This window comes from Prevotella sp. 20925_1_30 (genome assembly GCF_041433025.1).
Taxonomy (GTDB): domain Bacteria; phylum Bacteroidota; class Bacteroidia; order Bacteroidales; family Bacteroidaceae; genus Prevotella; species Prevotella vespertina.
This window is the reverse complement of sequence record NZ_JAPWAR010000011.1, coordinates 56,498-72,066: the sequence shown is the minus strand read 5'-3', so window position 1 is coordinate 72,066 and position 15,569 is coordinate 56,498. Positions and strand designations below refer to the sequence as shown.

The following is a 15,569-nucleotide window of genomic DNA, read 5'->3' as shown; positions in this document are numbered from 1 at the left end:
CCATATAGAGGTTTATCCCTACTTTTTTTCTATTAGTTTCCTTTTAAAAGTCATTTATAAGTTAATTTTTCTTTGTAATTTTGCTGGCAATAGACTAAATAGAGGTATTGCTGGTACTTACTAATTAATTTAAGCGTTTGTATAAGATTATAGAATGATATAGGATGAAGTACATTTTTTCTATAATAATACTATTTTTTACATTGCATATATCGGCTCAGATTCGACCAGAAGGTCAGTTTGAAACGAAATACAATGCTGTTTCTGACGGGTATAACTTTTGGATATATACGCCTGATGAATACAAGGAGAATAAACATCCTTTACCGCTTATCATCTTTCTACATGGGGCTAGTCTTTGTGGGAATGACTTAAATAAGGTAAGACGTTATGGAGTCTTGGATGCGATTGACAAGGGTAAGATTATTCCCATGTTCGTGGTAGCTCCTCAGAATCCAGGTGGTCCATGGAGTCCGAGAAAACTAAATAATATATTGGAGTGGATGAAGTCTCACTATTCCATAGATGCAAGTCGTGTGTATGTTCTTGGTATGAGTCTTGGTGGTTATGGCACAATGGATTTCGTCGGAACCTATCCCGATAAGATAGCAGCTGGTATGGCTTTGTGTGGTGGAACGACGTTAAAGAATATGAGTGGACTTGGTGAAGTGCCTCTTTGGATTATGCATGGAACGGCAGATAGAGCCATCTCTATAAACGAATCAAAGCGTGTGGTCAATTATTTACAAGCTAATCATCTTGACCAGTTATTGCGTTATGATTGGTTACAAGGTGGTAGTCACGGAGTTTTAGCACGCATTTTTTATCTTCAAAAAACCTATGATTGGCTAATAACCCACTCTCTGAATGACAAACCAAAGACTATAGATAAAGATTTCAATATTACCTGGGACGATATAAAAGCAACCTATCAAAATCTTAAGAATCTACCTCAAATGTACGATAATGATTAATCTATACCACTTAACATGACTCTAAAATAATATAAAATGAAAACCTATAATTATTGGCAGATGATATCTTCTATATCATTGTTGCTATTGATATCCTCTTGTAAAGAGGCTAAACCGATAAAGTCTGATAAATCTCTTTCAGACCCAATGGCTGTGGGAACACTCATAGAAAAGCATTATTTAGCAGATACCATGTATGTATCTGCTAAAATGTTGAGGTGGTCTATAGATGAAGAAAATAGCACTCCTAGTCCTTTGAAAGGTAAGATTTCTGATTACGAAAGCGCAGATATTCTCACATTCCGTAAGAATCCAATGCGCAATGCGGACTTTGGTGGCATGGTGAAGGGAACTCCTGATACTGTAGAAATAGCTTGGAAATTTGATACTTACTATAACCGAGAACACACACATTTTGGTGTCTGGGGTGGTGGAAGTGGCTGGACAGGACAGCCATTGTATCTTAGTAAGAGTAATGAAATCATCCTTTCCTCTCTTTGCAGTCGCACTTATTTCATAGACTTTACTACTGGTAAGGCATCAAGACCATCTGTAGATGTACATAACGCGATTAAAGGAACATCTTCTATTGACCCTTTCTTCAAGAACTTATACATAGGTCAGGGCATTCCTAACCATCTACCTATTGGACGATTAGTTATTGATTTGAATAAGACAAGAGTATCGCAATTTATTGATCATGACCCACGTGCTCTACGCCATTGGTATGCATCAGATGCATCACCAGTCGAGGTTGGTGGCTATCTTTTCTGGCCTGGTGAAGATGGTAGTTTATACAAGTATAGCCGTAAGCAAGGGCACTTGAAACTTGTCAGCGCATTGCGTTACACAATTAACGGGGCTGCTCCTGGTATTGAAAATAGCCTATGTGTATATCGTAACTATGGTTGGTTTGGTGATAATCATGGTAGTATTATCTGCGTAAACCTTAACACCATGAAGCCAGTTTGGTATTATGATAACCATGATGACATTGATGGTACAATCGTCTGTGAGGTTGATAACAATACACCTTATATATATTGTGGTTGTGAAGTAGACAAACAAGGAATGAGTGGAACTTGTTACTTTGTTAAGCTTAATGGCTTAACTGGTGAAAAGATATGGGAACAGAAGATTCCTTGTAATCGAATAAAAATAGGGGAGAAAGTACTTGATGGTGGAATGTATTGTACCCCTTTGCTTGGTAAAGGAGATGCGAATGGGTTAATATTTGCCAATATCTGCCGTAATGGAGCCGATGGGAAGGGTAAGTCATCAGGTCAGTTAGTAGCCTTTAATACCACCGATGGAAAGATTGTTTATACAACTCGTTTGAATCAATTTGCATGGTCATCGCCTATTGGATATATGAATGAAAAGGGCGAACAGTTTATCTTTACTGGTGATTCTGGTGGTACAGTCTATCTTATAAGGGCAAAGAATGGCGAACTACTCTATAAGCATCATGTAGCAAGCAACTTTGAGTCTTCACCTATAGCAATAGGTAATACTGCCGTCGTTGGGTCTCGTCAGAATGGAATCTATAAGTTTATTATCAGATAGGATATTTACTTTTTAAGGTAATCAAGCCATATTATATAAAGCTATTTATTGAATGAAGAAAGTTCTAATAAGTCTTTTGTTAGCATTTGCCAACTTATGTTTGGTTTATGCTCTAAACTCATCCTATAAAGCAAGTAATACACAAGGGCGCGTGAAGAGTGTTGTCTTTTTGGGTGATTCCAATTTATGGAGTGGGGGCGACGATTGTACTAATTCTCGTAGTTGGAGCTATTGGTTTAAGAACATTCTGCAGCCTGAGACTTGTCGTAGTTATGCCCGAAGCGGTGCTACATGGTCGAATACTGAACGTACAAAGGCAGATGTTAATAATTATAGTGAGGTACTCTCAGATGAGAATGTGATATGGAATCAAGTTTTGCGACTTATCAATGATGTTGAAAGCAAGAAGTTTGCACCACCCCAATACATCTTTATTATGGCTGGTACAAATGATGCCTGGTTTCATCAGCAACGTCCTTCTCTCTTAAAAGAAAGTGTGCAGGATGTTTTTTCAAAACCACTTATTGAAACGAAACCAATGCTATCATTGGCTGCAGCTGTGCGTTATAATTGCGAACTCCTACATACTCGATTACCCCAGAGTAAGGTCTTTCTTGTCACTCCCATGTTAACAATTCGTGCCTCAAAGGATATGGTGAGTAACATTTCTAATGTCATTGCAGATTGTGGAAAACGATTGAATGCACCAGTCATTCGCCTTGATACACCCTCACTCATCAATCCTCTACAAGAAAGAAAACAAAAGCAAAACACCATCGATGGTACTCACACCAATGTGCGTGGTGCTGAGAAAATAGGAAGGTATATAGTTTCTCAATTTAAGTTCATACTCATAAAGAAGTAAAAATCATCTCGTAATATTTATTAAAATCATATTTATGGTCTTTTCGGATTTATTCTTTTTATTTGTATTCTTACCTCTTTTCATGCTTTGTTATATGCTTTCCAATGTATGTGACAAGCAATTACGACCAAATTCTACCAACAAAACAGCTGTGAGAAATGCAACTCTTGTCGTTTTCTCATTGATATTCTATGCTTGGGGAGAGCCCATGTATGTATTCTTGATGATAATCAGTGTCTTTATAAACTACCTCACGGGAATAGGCATTGAACGTCAGGAAAAACATCGCAAGTTTGCGCTTACCATAGGATTAATATGTAATCTTCTAATCCTTGGAACCTTCAAGTATGCTGGTTTCTTTGCTGAGGTCTTATGTTCTGTTGGTCTGTCAGTTCCTATTCCAAAAATCTCTTTGCCTATTGGAATTAGCTTTTACACCTTCCAAAGCATATCTTATCTAATCGACGTCTACCGCCGGCAAGCTTCTAGTCAACGTCGTTTTGTAGATCTTCTACTCTATGTTTCCATGTTCCCACAGCTTATCGCTGGTCCAATTGTGCGTTATGACCTTGTGGCAAAGGAAATAAATGACCGCCATATCACCCGTCATGATGTTGTAGAAGGTAGTTATCGTTTCTTTATCGGATTAGGTAAAAAGGTCATCCTAGCCAATCAGTTCTCTGAAATAGCCAATCAGTTCCTTCAAGGCGAACTATCTGGTTTAACCATGCAAGGCGCTTGGGTGGGTATAATAGCCTTCACTTTGCAAATCTTCTTTGACTTTAGTGGATATAGCGATATGGCTATTGGCTTAGGACGTTGTCTTGGTTTCCACTTTGCAGAGAACTTTGATCATCCCTATTGTAGCCGTTCTATTACCGAATTCTGGCGTAAGTGGCACATGTCACTAGGTAGTTTTTTCCGTGATTATGTCTATATTCCACTTGGAGGTAATCGCCGTCATCAAGCCTTAAATATCTTTGTTGTATGGTTTCTGACGGGTATGTGGCATGGAGCTAGTTGGAACTTTATCATCTGGGGTGTGTATTTTGGCATTATAGTTACGCTAGAGAAATACACCTTATTAAAGGTGATTCGATATATTCCTCGTGTCGTTTTGCATTTATATAGTTTGTTGTTAATTATAATAGGGTGGGGCATCTTCTATTTTACAGACTTCACTCACATGCAGAGATTCTTCCTTTCTCTCTTTGGACAAAGGGCGGTTACTTCTGATTTCTCAGCCCAAACAGCCTTATTCAATAACTTCTGGTTGTGGATAGCAGGTCTTGTTTTCTGTCTACCAGTATATGATTTTCTTTCTAAACGATTTGCTTCTATAGGTTCAACCACGACCCAACATAATTTAGCAACAGCCACGCGATTGGTGATAGCATTATGTCTACTCTTCCTAAGTGTAGCTCTCTTGGTTGGTGCAACCAATAACGCATTTATTTATACACGCTTTTAATTGATTGAAAATATGAAGAGATATATTCTTTTAGTCGTTAGTTTGGTCACGCTCTCATGCTCTTTTCTGCATGCACAACAGGTTCTTAAAGGGCGCAATGGTAATATTGTTGTAAAGAAAGACTCCCTACTTCGTGCCATGACAGCCTTTACTAGTCCAGCAACTGGGGGTAGTTGGTACTCAGAGGCAGTCAACGCTTATCAAGAAGCATTGGGAGATAATGTACAAGTTTATAGCATGATAGTACCCACTTCTACGGCTTATTATTGGCCAGAAAGCTATCAAGAAGTAGCCAATTTGCCACAACGTCCAGTCATTCAAAATATGTATGACAAGATGAATAATAGGATTAAAAAGATTGATTTATGGGACTTGTTAGAACGTCATAAGGCTGAGAACATCTATGCAAGAACGGATCATCATTGGTTGCCATTGGGGGCTTATTATGCAGCAGAACTCTTTGCGCAGGTAGCCAAAGTTCCTTTCCGCCCACTATCTGCCTATGACAAGCATGTTATTCATCGTTTTGTTGGGAGTATGGCACGCTTCTCTGGGATTGCTCAGTTGCGTCAATCGCCTGAAGACTTTGTCTTCTATACTCCAACCGATTGTTCTTATACAACCACATACGTCGAACATATATTACAAAACAAGCAGGTTGTTGGTGTAAAACCAGCTTATGAAGGAAAGTTCTTCTTTGATTATGGCGATGGAAACGGCAATGCTTATTGCACTTTCATGGGGGGAGATATTCGTACAACACATGTTGCCACGGGAGTAAAGAATGGACGACGACTACTTGTTATAAAGGATAGCTTTGGTAATGCAATCCCTGGTTACCTCTTCTATTCATTTGAAGATCTATACGTTGTAGACTTTCGTTATTTCCAAGAAAACATTTTAGAGTATATTCGTGAACACAAGATAACGGACTTACTCATCGTGAATAATATTCAACATGCTTATACACGAACCACTGCGCATTCGTTAGTTGAGATGTTAGAATGCCCAACAACACATAAAGACTGATTATGAAACAAGACAATATCTATATCGTTGTAATATCTATCGCATTCTTTGTTCTGACCTATATCTTCAATTTTCTACCACGTAGCACATACTCTGCTCTGGAAAAGCGTGACCTTAAACAGTTTCCTGCTTACTCCTTGGAGGATGTGAAATCGGGTGACTTTACAAAGAATATTAATTCCTGGTTTAGCGATAGTGAGCCTTTTCGTGACTTCTTCATGCAGGTGAGTATGAAACAGAAGGATCTTCTTGGAATTACAAAGATGGGTGAAGAGAAGGTGAAGTTTCATGCTTCTGTTGCCACAGGGAAGGCTACGAATAATCCAATGGATGAGAGTGGAGATAATGGAAGAGAGATAGAAGGGTACAAGAATACGTCTACTGCCAATGAAAATGCTAAGATCGCTAACCTCGGAATCGTCATCGTTGGCAGTGGTAAAGAGGTGCGTGCACTAATGGCGTATGGTGGTGCAGAAGGAGGAGTGGCTTATGCTGAGGCTGCTAATACTTATAAGAAAGCCTTTGGATCGAAAGTGAATGTGTATAGTATGGTCATTCCAACTGCTATAGAGTTCTATTGTCCGGAACAAGCAAAGAGTTGTACACATAGTCAGAGTGCCACTATCACGAACATTTATCACCATTTAGCAAAGGATGTGCAGGCTGTTAACGTATATACTCCTATCGGGAAACATGCAAAAGAGCCAATCTATTTGCGTACAGATCACCATTGGGCACCACTTGGAGCATACTATGCTGCACAGGAGTTTGCACGTGTGGCAAAGGTGCCGTTCCGCACACTTAGCAGCTATGAAAAGCGTGTTGTGCATGGTTATGTGGGGAGTATGTATGGTTATGCACATGATATTTCGTTAAAGAATGCACCGGAAGATTTCGTCTTTTATGTGCCTAAGGATGTGAAGTATACCACCCTTTATCAAGAGTATAAACTCGATAAGGACTATAATATTCAGGGTGAAGGTCGGAGTTTCGAAGGGCAATTCTTCGTCCATTATAGGGATGGTAGCAGTGGGGCTTATTGCACGTTTATGGGTGGAGATGCGAAGATTACGACCATTACAACGTCCACGCATAATGGAAGGAGATTGTTAATTCTGAAGGATAGTTTCGGTAATGCACTCCCTGGTTATCTGTTTTATAGCTTCGAACAGATATTTGTTGTGGATAGTCGTTACTTCGCAAAAAATATGAAACAATATGTTCGTGAGAACAAGGTGACAGATATTCTTTTTGCTTATAATATCTTTAATGCTTACTCAACAAAGGTTGCGAATAAATTAGAAAGTCTACTTGTTCAATAAAGCTAATGATTATTCCCATCATGAATTGAGATATGCTCAGCATGATGGGATTCTTGTTTTTATAGGCATCCGTACTCTTTGTTAATAATAGTTTTGGGTTGGTTAGGATAAAGAAGAGGCTTCTCTGTATTTGAAGAGAGCCTCTCTTTACATAGAGGAAGGCTTTTTCTTGTATTGAAGAAAGCCTTCCGTTGAATCCACCTATTATTTACTTCAATTGGATGTCATGTTTTGTTAACTTGTCAACTAGTCTACTAGTGACTTAAATGAATCTAATTTTAAAATTACATCCAATGCTTTTCTCTTTTTCTGCCAATATGTCAGTTGTATGCCATTGGCACATCCTTTGTCTAATAGTAGGCGTATGACGCTGTGATGCTAGCTAATCTAGCCCAGCGAGATAGCTTCGGCTGTCTTGAAGAACAGCGTGTAATAGCATTTAAATAGTAAATAATAATAAAAGAATATACAATTATGGGAAAGATTATTGGAATTGACTTAGGAACAACAAACTCTTGTGTTGCTGTATTTGAAGGTAACGAGCCAGTGGTAATCGCTAACAGCGAAGGTAAGCGTACAACACCTTCTGTTGTAGGCTTTGTTGAGGGTGGCGAACGTAAGGTAGGTGACCCTGCTAAGCGTCAGGCTATCACAAACCCAGAGAAGACCATCTACTCTATTAAGCGTTTCATGGGTGAGACCTACGACCAGTGTAAGAAAGAGGCTGAGCGTGTTCCATTCAAGGTTGTTAATGAGGGTGGTTATCCACGTGTACAGATTGACGACCGTAAATATACTCCACAGGAGATTTCTGCAATGATTCTGCAGAAGATGAAGAAGACTGCTGAGGACTACCTCGGCCAAGAAGTAACTGATGCAGTTATCACTGTACCTGCTTACTTCTCTGACTCACAGCGTCAGGCTACCAAAGAAGCTGGTCAGATTGCAGGTCTTAATGTACAGCGTATCGTGAATGAGCCTACTGCCGCAGCACTTGCTTACGGTGTTGATAAGGCTAATAAGGATATGAAGATTGCCGTATTCGACCTTGGTGGTGGTACGTTCGATATCTCTATCCTTGAGTTCGGTGGCGGTGTATTCGAGGTACTCTCTACAAATGGTGATACTCACCTTGGTGGTGATGACTTCGACCAAGTAATCATCGATTGGTTGGTTAATGGCTTTAAGGCTGAAGAAGGTGTTGACCTCACAAAGGATCCAATGGCAATGCAACGTCTGAAGGAGGCTGCTGAGAAGGCTAAGATAGAGTTGTCAAGCTCTTCTTCTACTGAGATTAACTTGCCTTACATCACTGCAGAAGGTGGCGTTCCAAAGCACTTGGTAAAGACTTTGACTCGCTCACAGTTCGAGCAGTTGGCACATAGCCTTATCCAAGCTTGTCTCGTTCCATGCCAGAATGCTATCCGCGACGCTAAGTTGCAGACATCAGATATCGATGAGGTTATCCTCGTAGGTGGTTCAAGCCGTATTCCTGCAGTGCAGACATTGGTTAAGAACTATTTCGGTAAGGAACCTTCAAAGGGTGTAAACCCAGACGAGGTGGTTGCTGTTGGTGCAGCTATCCAGGGTGCTATCCTAAATAAGGAGAGCGGTGTAGGCGACATCGTATTGCTCGACGTTACTCCATTGACCCTCGGTATTGAGACAATGGGTGGTGTGATGACAAAGCTTATCGATGCTAACTCTACCATCCCTTGCAAGAAGAGCGAGGTGTTCTCAACTGCAGCTGACAACCAGACAGAGGTTACTATCCACGTTCTTCAAGGTGAGCGTCCAATGGCAGCACAGAACAAGTCTATCGGTCAGTTCAACTTGACAGGTATTGCTCCAGCTCGCCGTGGTGTTCCACAGATTGAGGTAACATTCGACATCGACGCTAACGGTATCCTTAACGTATCTGCTAAGGACAAGGCAACTGGTAAGGAGCAGAGCATCCGCATCGAGGCTTCAAGTGGTTTGAGCGAGGATGAAATTAACCGTATGAAGGCTGAAGCTGAACAGAATGCAGCAGCCGATAAGGCAGAGCGTGAGAAGATTGACAAGCTGAACCAGGCTGACTCAATGATCTTCACCACCGAGAACTTCTTGAAGGACAACGGTGATAAGATTCCAGCCGACCAGAAGTCAGGTATCGAGTCTGCTCTCCAGCAGCTCCGTGACGCTCACAAGTCAGCTGACGTTGCAGCAATCGACACAGCTATCAACAACCTCAACACCGTTATGCAGGCAGCATCACAGCAAATGTACAGCCAAGCAGGCGGTCAGCAGGCAGGTCCTCAGCCAGGCGCAGACGCTGGTCAGCAGGAGCAGCCAAAGCAGGATGACACCATCCAAGATGCAGACTTTGAGGAAGTAAAATAAAGAACATAACAAGTATATTACAATAAAAGAGGGGATTCTTATATTCTCCTCTTTTGTTTTATTCAATCTAAACAATGAAAAAAGAGAATATCTTAAAGCAAATTGTATTGCAAGAATATGGGGAAAAGAAGCACCCAAAACTAACTAAGAATCAGTTCTTACTTTCATCTGAACTGTATTTTGAAGTAGAAAGAATCTACAAAGAATTAGGGGGAACACAGGAAGAACCTCCATTAAAGTTTGGGGCATGGGATATTTCAACTCCTAAATTTATCATGGAATTAGATGAAGAGAATCATTTCAATAGATATAGATTACAGACTTTAAATTCTAGTATTTATCAGATGATAAATGGTTTCCGTTTAGATGAATATATGCGTTTCTGTACACTCTATACGAGTCTAGTTGCCGTAAGCATGGAGGATTTTGGAAAAATAATTCATCAGAGAAGTTGTTTGTAAAAAGTGATGATAATGGATACTTAGATGGGGCTGGAAGTTCACGATGGAGGCAGCGTGCTTTTTATGATTTCCTAAGAGATGTAACTGGTCTTATAAAAGGAATACCTGTTATTCGTTTATCCATTTATCAAACATTTAAGGGCAAGAATGTCCAAGATATTATAGAGTCTAAGGATAAAGTTATGATTTTAGATTTGGTAAAGACTACGGTTGAGGAATGGTCGTAGGATTTCACCTGCTACATTAATATAAGAAATTTATATTCTATGACTCTTGAACAATACAACCAATTACCCTACGACTACGCACACTGTGCTGGCACTCATTGTGAGAAGGCCTGCCAGTGCTTACGCCACACCACTAGTGAAGGTGTATATCAATAAGCATAAAACTGAATGCTCCATCGAGGGGCATCCAGTTTTGCAACACAAACCACAAGCTCTGCGTATCCAATAAAGACCAAGTGACTAGCTTTCCAGCATGGATTCTCAACTTGTGTCTAGCTTTCCTGTAGACTTACAAAAAGGCTGTCTATTTATTCAGCTAATATAACAAAAAAGTGTCTAGCCAAATCCAGAAAAGTCATTCAGAACCTTCGTTAAGCGGATAACTGCAGTTTTTACAATATGTCATAATTCTATTATTTTGAAATTAGAGGTTGCTACCCGTTAATTTGAATCCGATATCTTTATATTAATAGCATCTTGAGCAAGAACGATAGCCCTCGCTTCGTGCGGAACTTAAAGATATGCGGGAGTAGTTTCCACGCCATAATGCCGGACATGATGGTGTGGAATGGTAACAAGAACCTGTGGGGGTGATATACACGGTTTGGCCTATACTGGCTGAGCGAGTTGATCGATTCTTACGAGTTCTATTCTTACGTGTCTTCGAACGTTTGTGAGTTTTTCTTCCACTATGCTTCTTTCGTTTCTGTATGCTAGTATATTCGGCATTGGTTGTAGAAGTTGTTTCATACGTGAAGCTGCTGGTTCCAATTAGAGTTACCGCAATGAGAAGGATAGAAAGTAAATGTCTCATAACTTTGTTTATGATTGTTATTAATAAAGATTGCACCCGCAAAGGTACAATTTCCCTTTTAGTTTTCCATCGTATGAGTAATACTTTTTGAAATCGAATCTTGTATAGAACGTCTTATCCAACCCCTGCCGAATGCGTATTGCGTCTCTGCTGAATGCGCATCTAACTGCTGGCGAATACGTATTCCCTTGCCGACAGATGCGGTGAGCGTTGCTGACAGATGCGTATCTAGCGGCGGCGCAATACGTATCTACGGGCAGTTAGATACGCATCCGCCAGCGCGTAGATACGGTGAGCGCAGCGACGGAATACGCATTCGCCGGCGAGCCTCCACAGGGCAACACCTCATGCTATAAGACAAGCAAAAAATTGTTCGCGAACAAAATCAAAATTGTTCGCGAACTCTTTGCGAATTGTTCGCGAACAATTTTATGTCTGTCTTAGCAGAAACGATAGACCGACTGATAAAATGGTTTTTACGCGCACAAGAAGTACGATTGTATTGCATGGAATGTACCTTTGCTAAAGGGCATTTGAGCCGGGATATAGTTCGCCAAAAACCTAGATGCGGTTTGCGGGGAATTTATATGCTGTTTGCCATAAATTTCTAACCTGTTCCCCGTAAATTTCTAACCTGTTTGCCATAAATTTCCAACCTGTTTGCGATAAATTTATATGCGGTTAGAAATTTACGGGGAACAGGTTAGAAATAAATTTATATCAAATAAAAATTTTCTGCTAACTGTATAGGCTTGAAACTTTGACCTTTCACCTTAGAATATTAACCTTTGAACTTTAAATTAATCTTTGAACTTTAAAAGTAAGTAATATCCCCGCATTTGACGAAATGTACTTTCGTGCTCGACAATATATACTTTCGTGCCCCACGAAATGTACTCCCGTGCCCCACGATATATACTTTCGTCAAAAGCGAGATATGACGATTAGAAGATCAGAATTAAGTTAGTGTGTTGTTTGTAATACGCAACCGCAATATTTCTAGCTGCTTTTATTCTTTGTTTCTCTAAGTCTGCTTCCCTTTTTGCCTGATTCTCTATTAATGTAATAATTTGTTTCGCTTCTGTATTTCGCGATTGCTTAATACGCTGACATAAAGCCTTTGCCTCTGTAGCACAGGGACTTGTTGTATCTATTTGTTTGAGCATTTCAGCGCACGCTTCGTAATTGCCATTAGAATATTCAGTTTGTGCTTGTAGTAAAAGGTTGCCACACTCATTTCTTTGGTATTGTTTGTAGATGTTGCTGATAGCAGCATTTACACTATTGTAATTGGCTAATGTAGATGGACAAGAGAAGAGCAGAGATAATGCTTCTCCGTACTGGTGAAGCTGGGCATAGGTTTGTGCCCTATCAAGTACTGCTCGCAGATTCCTTGAATAGTAACTTAATATCTGCCTCTTTGCCGTATGTAGGAATAATCTTACATTCTCGTCGTCCAGCTTTATTTGTGAGAACGCACTTTTAACGAGATCATCAGCAGAGTAACCCTGCCCTTGTAGGCAGAATGTTCGACTGGCAAACACTGTTCCTGTAATCAGATTCTGACAGATAAGGTTTATTTGTACCTCTGAGGTATGAATATTCCTCATTCCTCCTTCGGCCTCTTGGTAGTTTGTGAAACTAAGCTCGGGCTTAATAGCGATGGAACTAACTTCTGATGTCTCAATACCTTCTGCTGTAAATGCAGGAAGTATTCTACTGCGAAGTATCCTTGCCGTATTCACGCTTATTTCATCTTGATTTGTTGGTATGACAAAACCAATCTCAATTCCTTGCGCGTGAGCACTGCTAATAACGGCAATAAATAGTGCTGTGATGACATATAATTTACGGATACTCATGGAGTTTTTATTTTATAGTGATTACAATCATGTTGTTGCTAATGGATCTTTCAATCTTAATATTCCTTGAGCGGAAGTATTGTAGGAGTTTTAATCCGAATTTATTAGAGTTATAAGTCCTGCCTTCAGCGTCAGTTAGTGGGATACGTATGTCATCAAAAATCATTTGTTTGTCACTTGTACCCTGTATGTGATAGTTCTCCTTATAACTGTTTTCTGCAATGAACATTTCGATATCGTCAGATAATGGAAGTCCATCATTCCCAACTTCTGTAGACATGGACAGCGTTGAGGCTTGGTCGAATCCGATTGTGAGACTGATTGATTGTCCGTTCTCTGTCATATCCATAAGTTTGCTCTGCATAGCGTTAAGAAAACCATTGATACCCGTCTCGGTTGCCCTTGAAGCCAGTTTGCCGTAATCATCAGTGTAGAATTTTCCACTTTCGCACACGGTATTTGCTAGTGAGTTTCCTGTTGATACATCGTATCCCGATATGATAATCTTCACGGAGTTACCCGTTGGCGAGTCGAGAATATTGATTTCGGCCTCAACGTATATATCAGCTCCAGATTGTTGTATGATAAGCGACTTTGCGTCTTGTTGTTGATTACTTCCTAATGTGTTAGCTTTAGATAGAGCCTTAACGCGTCCGAAGAAATCAACGGTTGTATATCCTCGCTGGTCAAATGCCTCTTTTATCTTCGTTAGAGCAATGCGTTTGTTGACATCACTTTCCAGCACCATGAGTATATCTTCCCCTTGATGTGTGTAGGGAATTACCATTATTTTTGGTTTTGCGGTTGCGATGTTCTCTACTTTTGATGTCAATTCTTGCGCATACGTATATGGAAGACAAAGAGACAAGATAGTCAGTAAGAGTATAAGTCTTTTTTCCATAGCTACTTCTTTATGATTAAACTACATTGAATAACCGCACCTTGCTGTGCAGAATTGATTGCTGATATTATTTTGGATGTAGCGTCACATTCGGAGAAAGAGGCTCCAGATTGTTTCTTTACAGTTATCGTTCCTATATCAGACGGGTATGGTTTGCCGTCAAGTAGTTCTATTATTTGGACCATGAATTTATCCCCAACTTTCACGCCAGTCTCTTTACCAGCATTAATGACAAGCGTCTTCTTGTCTAGAACCTTAACAATCTTTGCTGTGAGGGGGAAGTTGATTCGAAAATACTCATAAATGCCATCTTTAATTGATTGCATTGCAGCAGTGACAGCACTTTCTGGAGAAAGCATTTCTTTGCTAGCCTTTCCTTGGAAGCCCTGTGCTTCATTGCTGATGCCAGTAGAAACGTCTACAACTTTTAGCTGAAAAGCAACACTTGCCTTGTAGCCTCTTATACTTCCATCGCCATTAAGAATACGATAAACAGGTATCTTGACGATATGCCCTGTTACTAGCATGCTAGCACCAAGCGATGCGTCCTGTCGTGCCAGATTCTTGCTATCCAAAAAAGCCTCACTTTTCTGTAGCTCAAGTTCTTCTTCTACTTTATCACGACTGGTTCTGTCAACAACAATAAATCGATGAGTATTGGTTAGCATTTCCACGACCTTTTCGGTTACTAACCTCGTATAAGGACTTTCTTCGTCGCAAGTGAACTCCGCTACGCCAACGACAGGTCTGCTTTCTGCCTGTGCATGACAACTTGTGCCATACACGAGCAGAAACAGGACTGAGAGAATAAAACACCTCATTATAGATTCTTACCAGACTTTAGCGTTTCTATGATTTTCTGAACAGCTTTTACTTGCTCTGCACTTTCTTCTAAAAGAATAGGGGTTGCTGCATTGCCAAATTCCATAACGATACCAGCTCCTTTAGCAATCTTTGCAAGCTTAGCAATCTTCATTGGGTTTTTGTTGTTCTTTGCATTTTCTGCTATTTGCTTCATCTGCTCACCTGCAGCTTTTGCATTATCTACAGCATTTTTAATAGATGCAGCTTCACCTGTAACTGTTGTCAGTAGCTCTGTCCAATCTTCCAATTTTGGCTTTACGATAGTAACGTCTGTTACTCCATCCTTTGTCTGCCCAATCTGGCGATAATAAAGACCCTCTAGCTTCACACTGTTTGCAATTGCCAATACCGCTGCATCGCGAACGGAATTACCAAAACCATCAATGATTCCGTCTCCACAATTTGTGTCAGAATACTTGTCTAGTAAGGTTTGTAAGTTCTTGGCGCGTTCTTCGCTTTTCTGGATTTGTTCTTTTGTCTCTTGTGCAAATGTAGTCATAGCACACAAAGTCATCACAATGAAAAATAAAATTCGCTTCATATATGTAAGTTTTTATTAGCCTTACCACTCCCAAGTATAGGCAGGTTGTTTAAAGGACACGAGAATATGGAAGTGAAATATTCTTATGCCTCTCTCCTGCAGCAAGGTCCGAAATTTAGGTGAATTAAAAAAAGACGTGGGAGTCTTCACTTACCTATCCCAGTCCTCAGGCCTTCGCATTGCCTAACCCAAAGGATAGGCAACGCAAGAAGCCCACGTCAATGCGATATTATAATCAATGCCATAAACGGACATAGAAATAATACAACTAACGTGAACGTTTCCGTTGC

13 protein-coding genes are annotated in these 15,569 nt (G+C 40.1%); 8 read left to right on the top strand and 5 right to left on the bottom strand.

Annotated features, from left to right (window positions below; all coding sequences use genetic code 11):
* The first annotated feature begins 164 nt into the window (after positions 1–164).
* The 8 genes from O3603_RS06630 to O3603_RS06595 all read left to right on the top strand — a co-directional run bounded on the left by O3603_RS06630 (position 165) and on the right by O3603_RS06595 (position 10,070).
* Positions 165–974, top strand: coding sequence for a phospholipase (locus O3603_RS06630; RefSeq protein ID WP_371521660.1), 810 nt, complete (start codon positions 165–167; stop codon positions 972–974).
* 36 nt (positions 975–1,010) lie between these two features.
* Positions 1,011–2,540, top strand: a complete 1,530-nt coding sequence (locus tag O3603_RS06625; RefSeq protein ID WP_371521658.1) for a dehydrogenase — start codon at positions 1,011–1,013, stop codon at positions 2,538–2,540.
* A 52-nt stretch (positions 2,541–2,592) separates the two neighbouring features.
* Complete coding sequence (locus tag O3603_RS06620) at positions 2,593–3,405, top strand: SGNH/GDSL hydrolase family protein (protein ID WP_371521656.1); 813 nt, start codon at positions 2,593–2,595, stop codon at positions 3,403–3,405.
* Positions 3,406–3,556: 151 nt separating this feature from the next.
* A complete protein-coding gene (locus tag O3603_RS06615) occupies positions 3,557–4,876 on the top strand; it encodes an MBOAT family protein (RefSeq protein WP_371521654.1) in 1,320 nt (439 codons plus the stop codon).
* 12 nt (positions 4,877–4,888) lie between these two features.
* Positions 4,889–5,905, top strand: coding sequence for a DHHW family protein (locus O3603_RS06610; protein ID WP_371521652.1), 1,017 nt, complete (start codon positions 4,889–4,891; stop codon positions 5,903–5,905).
* A 2-nt stretch (positions 5,906–5,907) separates the two neighbouring features.
* Entirely contained in the window at positions 5,908–7,227 is a 1,320-nt protein-coding gene (locus O3603_RS06605) for a DHHW family protein (protein WP_371521650.1), read from the top strand.
* A 474-nt stretch (positions 7,228–7,701) separates the two neighbouring features.
* On the top strand, positions 7,702–9,609 hold the full coding sequence (gene dnaK / locus O3603_RS06600) for a molecular chaperone DnaK (RefSeq protein ID WP_008824021.1): 1,908 nt from the start codon (positions 7,702–7,704) through the stop codon (positions 9,607–9,609).
* A gap of 74 nt (positions 9,610–9,683) precedes the next feature.
* The gene (locus tag O3603_RS06595; protein WP_371521648.1) at positions 9,684–10,070 is read left to right on the top strand and encodes a hypothetical protein; all 387 of its coding nucleotides are present in this window, start codon (positions 9,684–9,686) and stop codon (positions 10,068–10,070) included.
* 693 nt (positions 10,071–10,763) lie between these two features.
* Here O3603_RS06595 and O3603_RS06590 read toward each other — a convergent pair.
* From O3603_RS06590 to O3603_RS06570, 5 genes are all read right to left on the bottom strand, one after another.
* On the bottom strand, positions 10,764–11,111 hold the full coding sequence (locus tag O3603_RS06590) for a hypothetical protein (RefSeq protein ID WP_371521646.1): 348 nt from the start codon (positions 11,109–11,111) through the stop codon (positions 10,764–10,766).
* Positions 11,112–12,055: 944 nt separating this feature from the next.
* A complete protein-coding gene (locus O3603_RS06585) occupies positions 12,056–12,973 on the bottom strand; it encodes a hypothetical protein (protein ID WP_371521644.1) in 918 nt (305 codons plus the stop codon).
* Between the two features lie 7 nt (positions 12,974–12,980).
* A complete protein-coding gene (locus O3603_RS06580; RefSeq protein WP_371521642.1) occupies positions 12,981–13,874 on the bottom strand; it encodes a DUF6175 family protein in 894 nt (297 codons plus the stop codon).
* A gap of 2 nt (positions 13,875–13,876) precedes the next feature.
* Positions 13,877–14,695, bottom strand: a complete 819-nt coding sequence (locus O3603_RS06575) for a CsgG/HfaB family protein (RefSeq protein WP_371521640.1) — start codon at positions 14,693–14,695, stop codon at positions 13,877–13,879.
* Positions 14,695–15,279 (bottom strand): hypothetical protein, encoded by a 585-nt coding sequence (locus O3603_RS06570; protein ID WP_371521638.1) that lies wholly within the window; start codon positions 15,277–15,279, stop codon positions 14,695–14,697. The genes O3603_RS06575 and O3603_RS06570 overlap by 1 nt, the downstream gene beginning before the upstream one ends.
* Between the last annotated feature and the right edge of the window lie 290 nt (positions 15,280–15,569).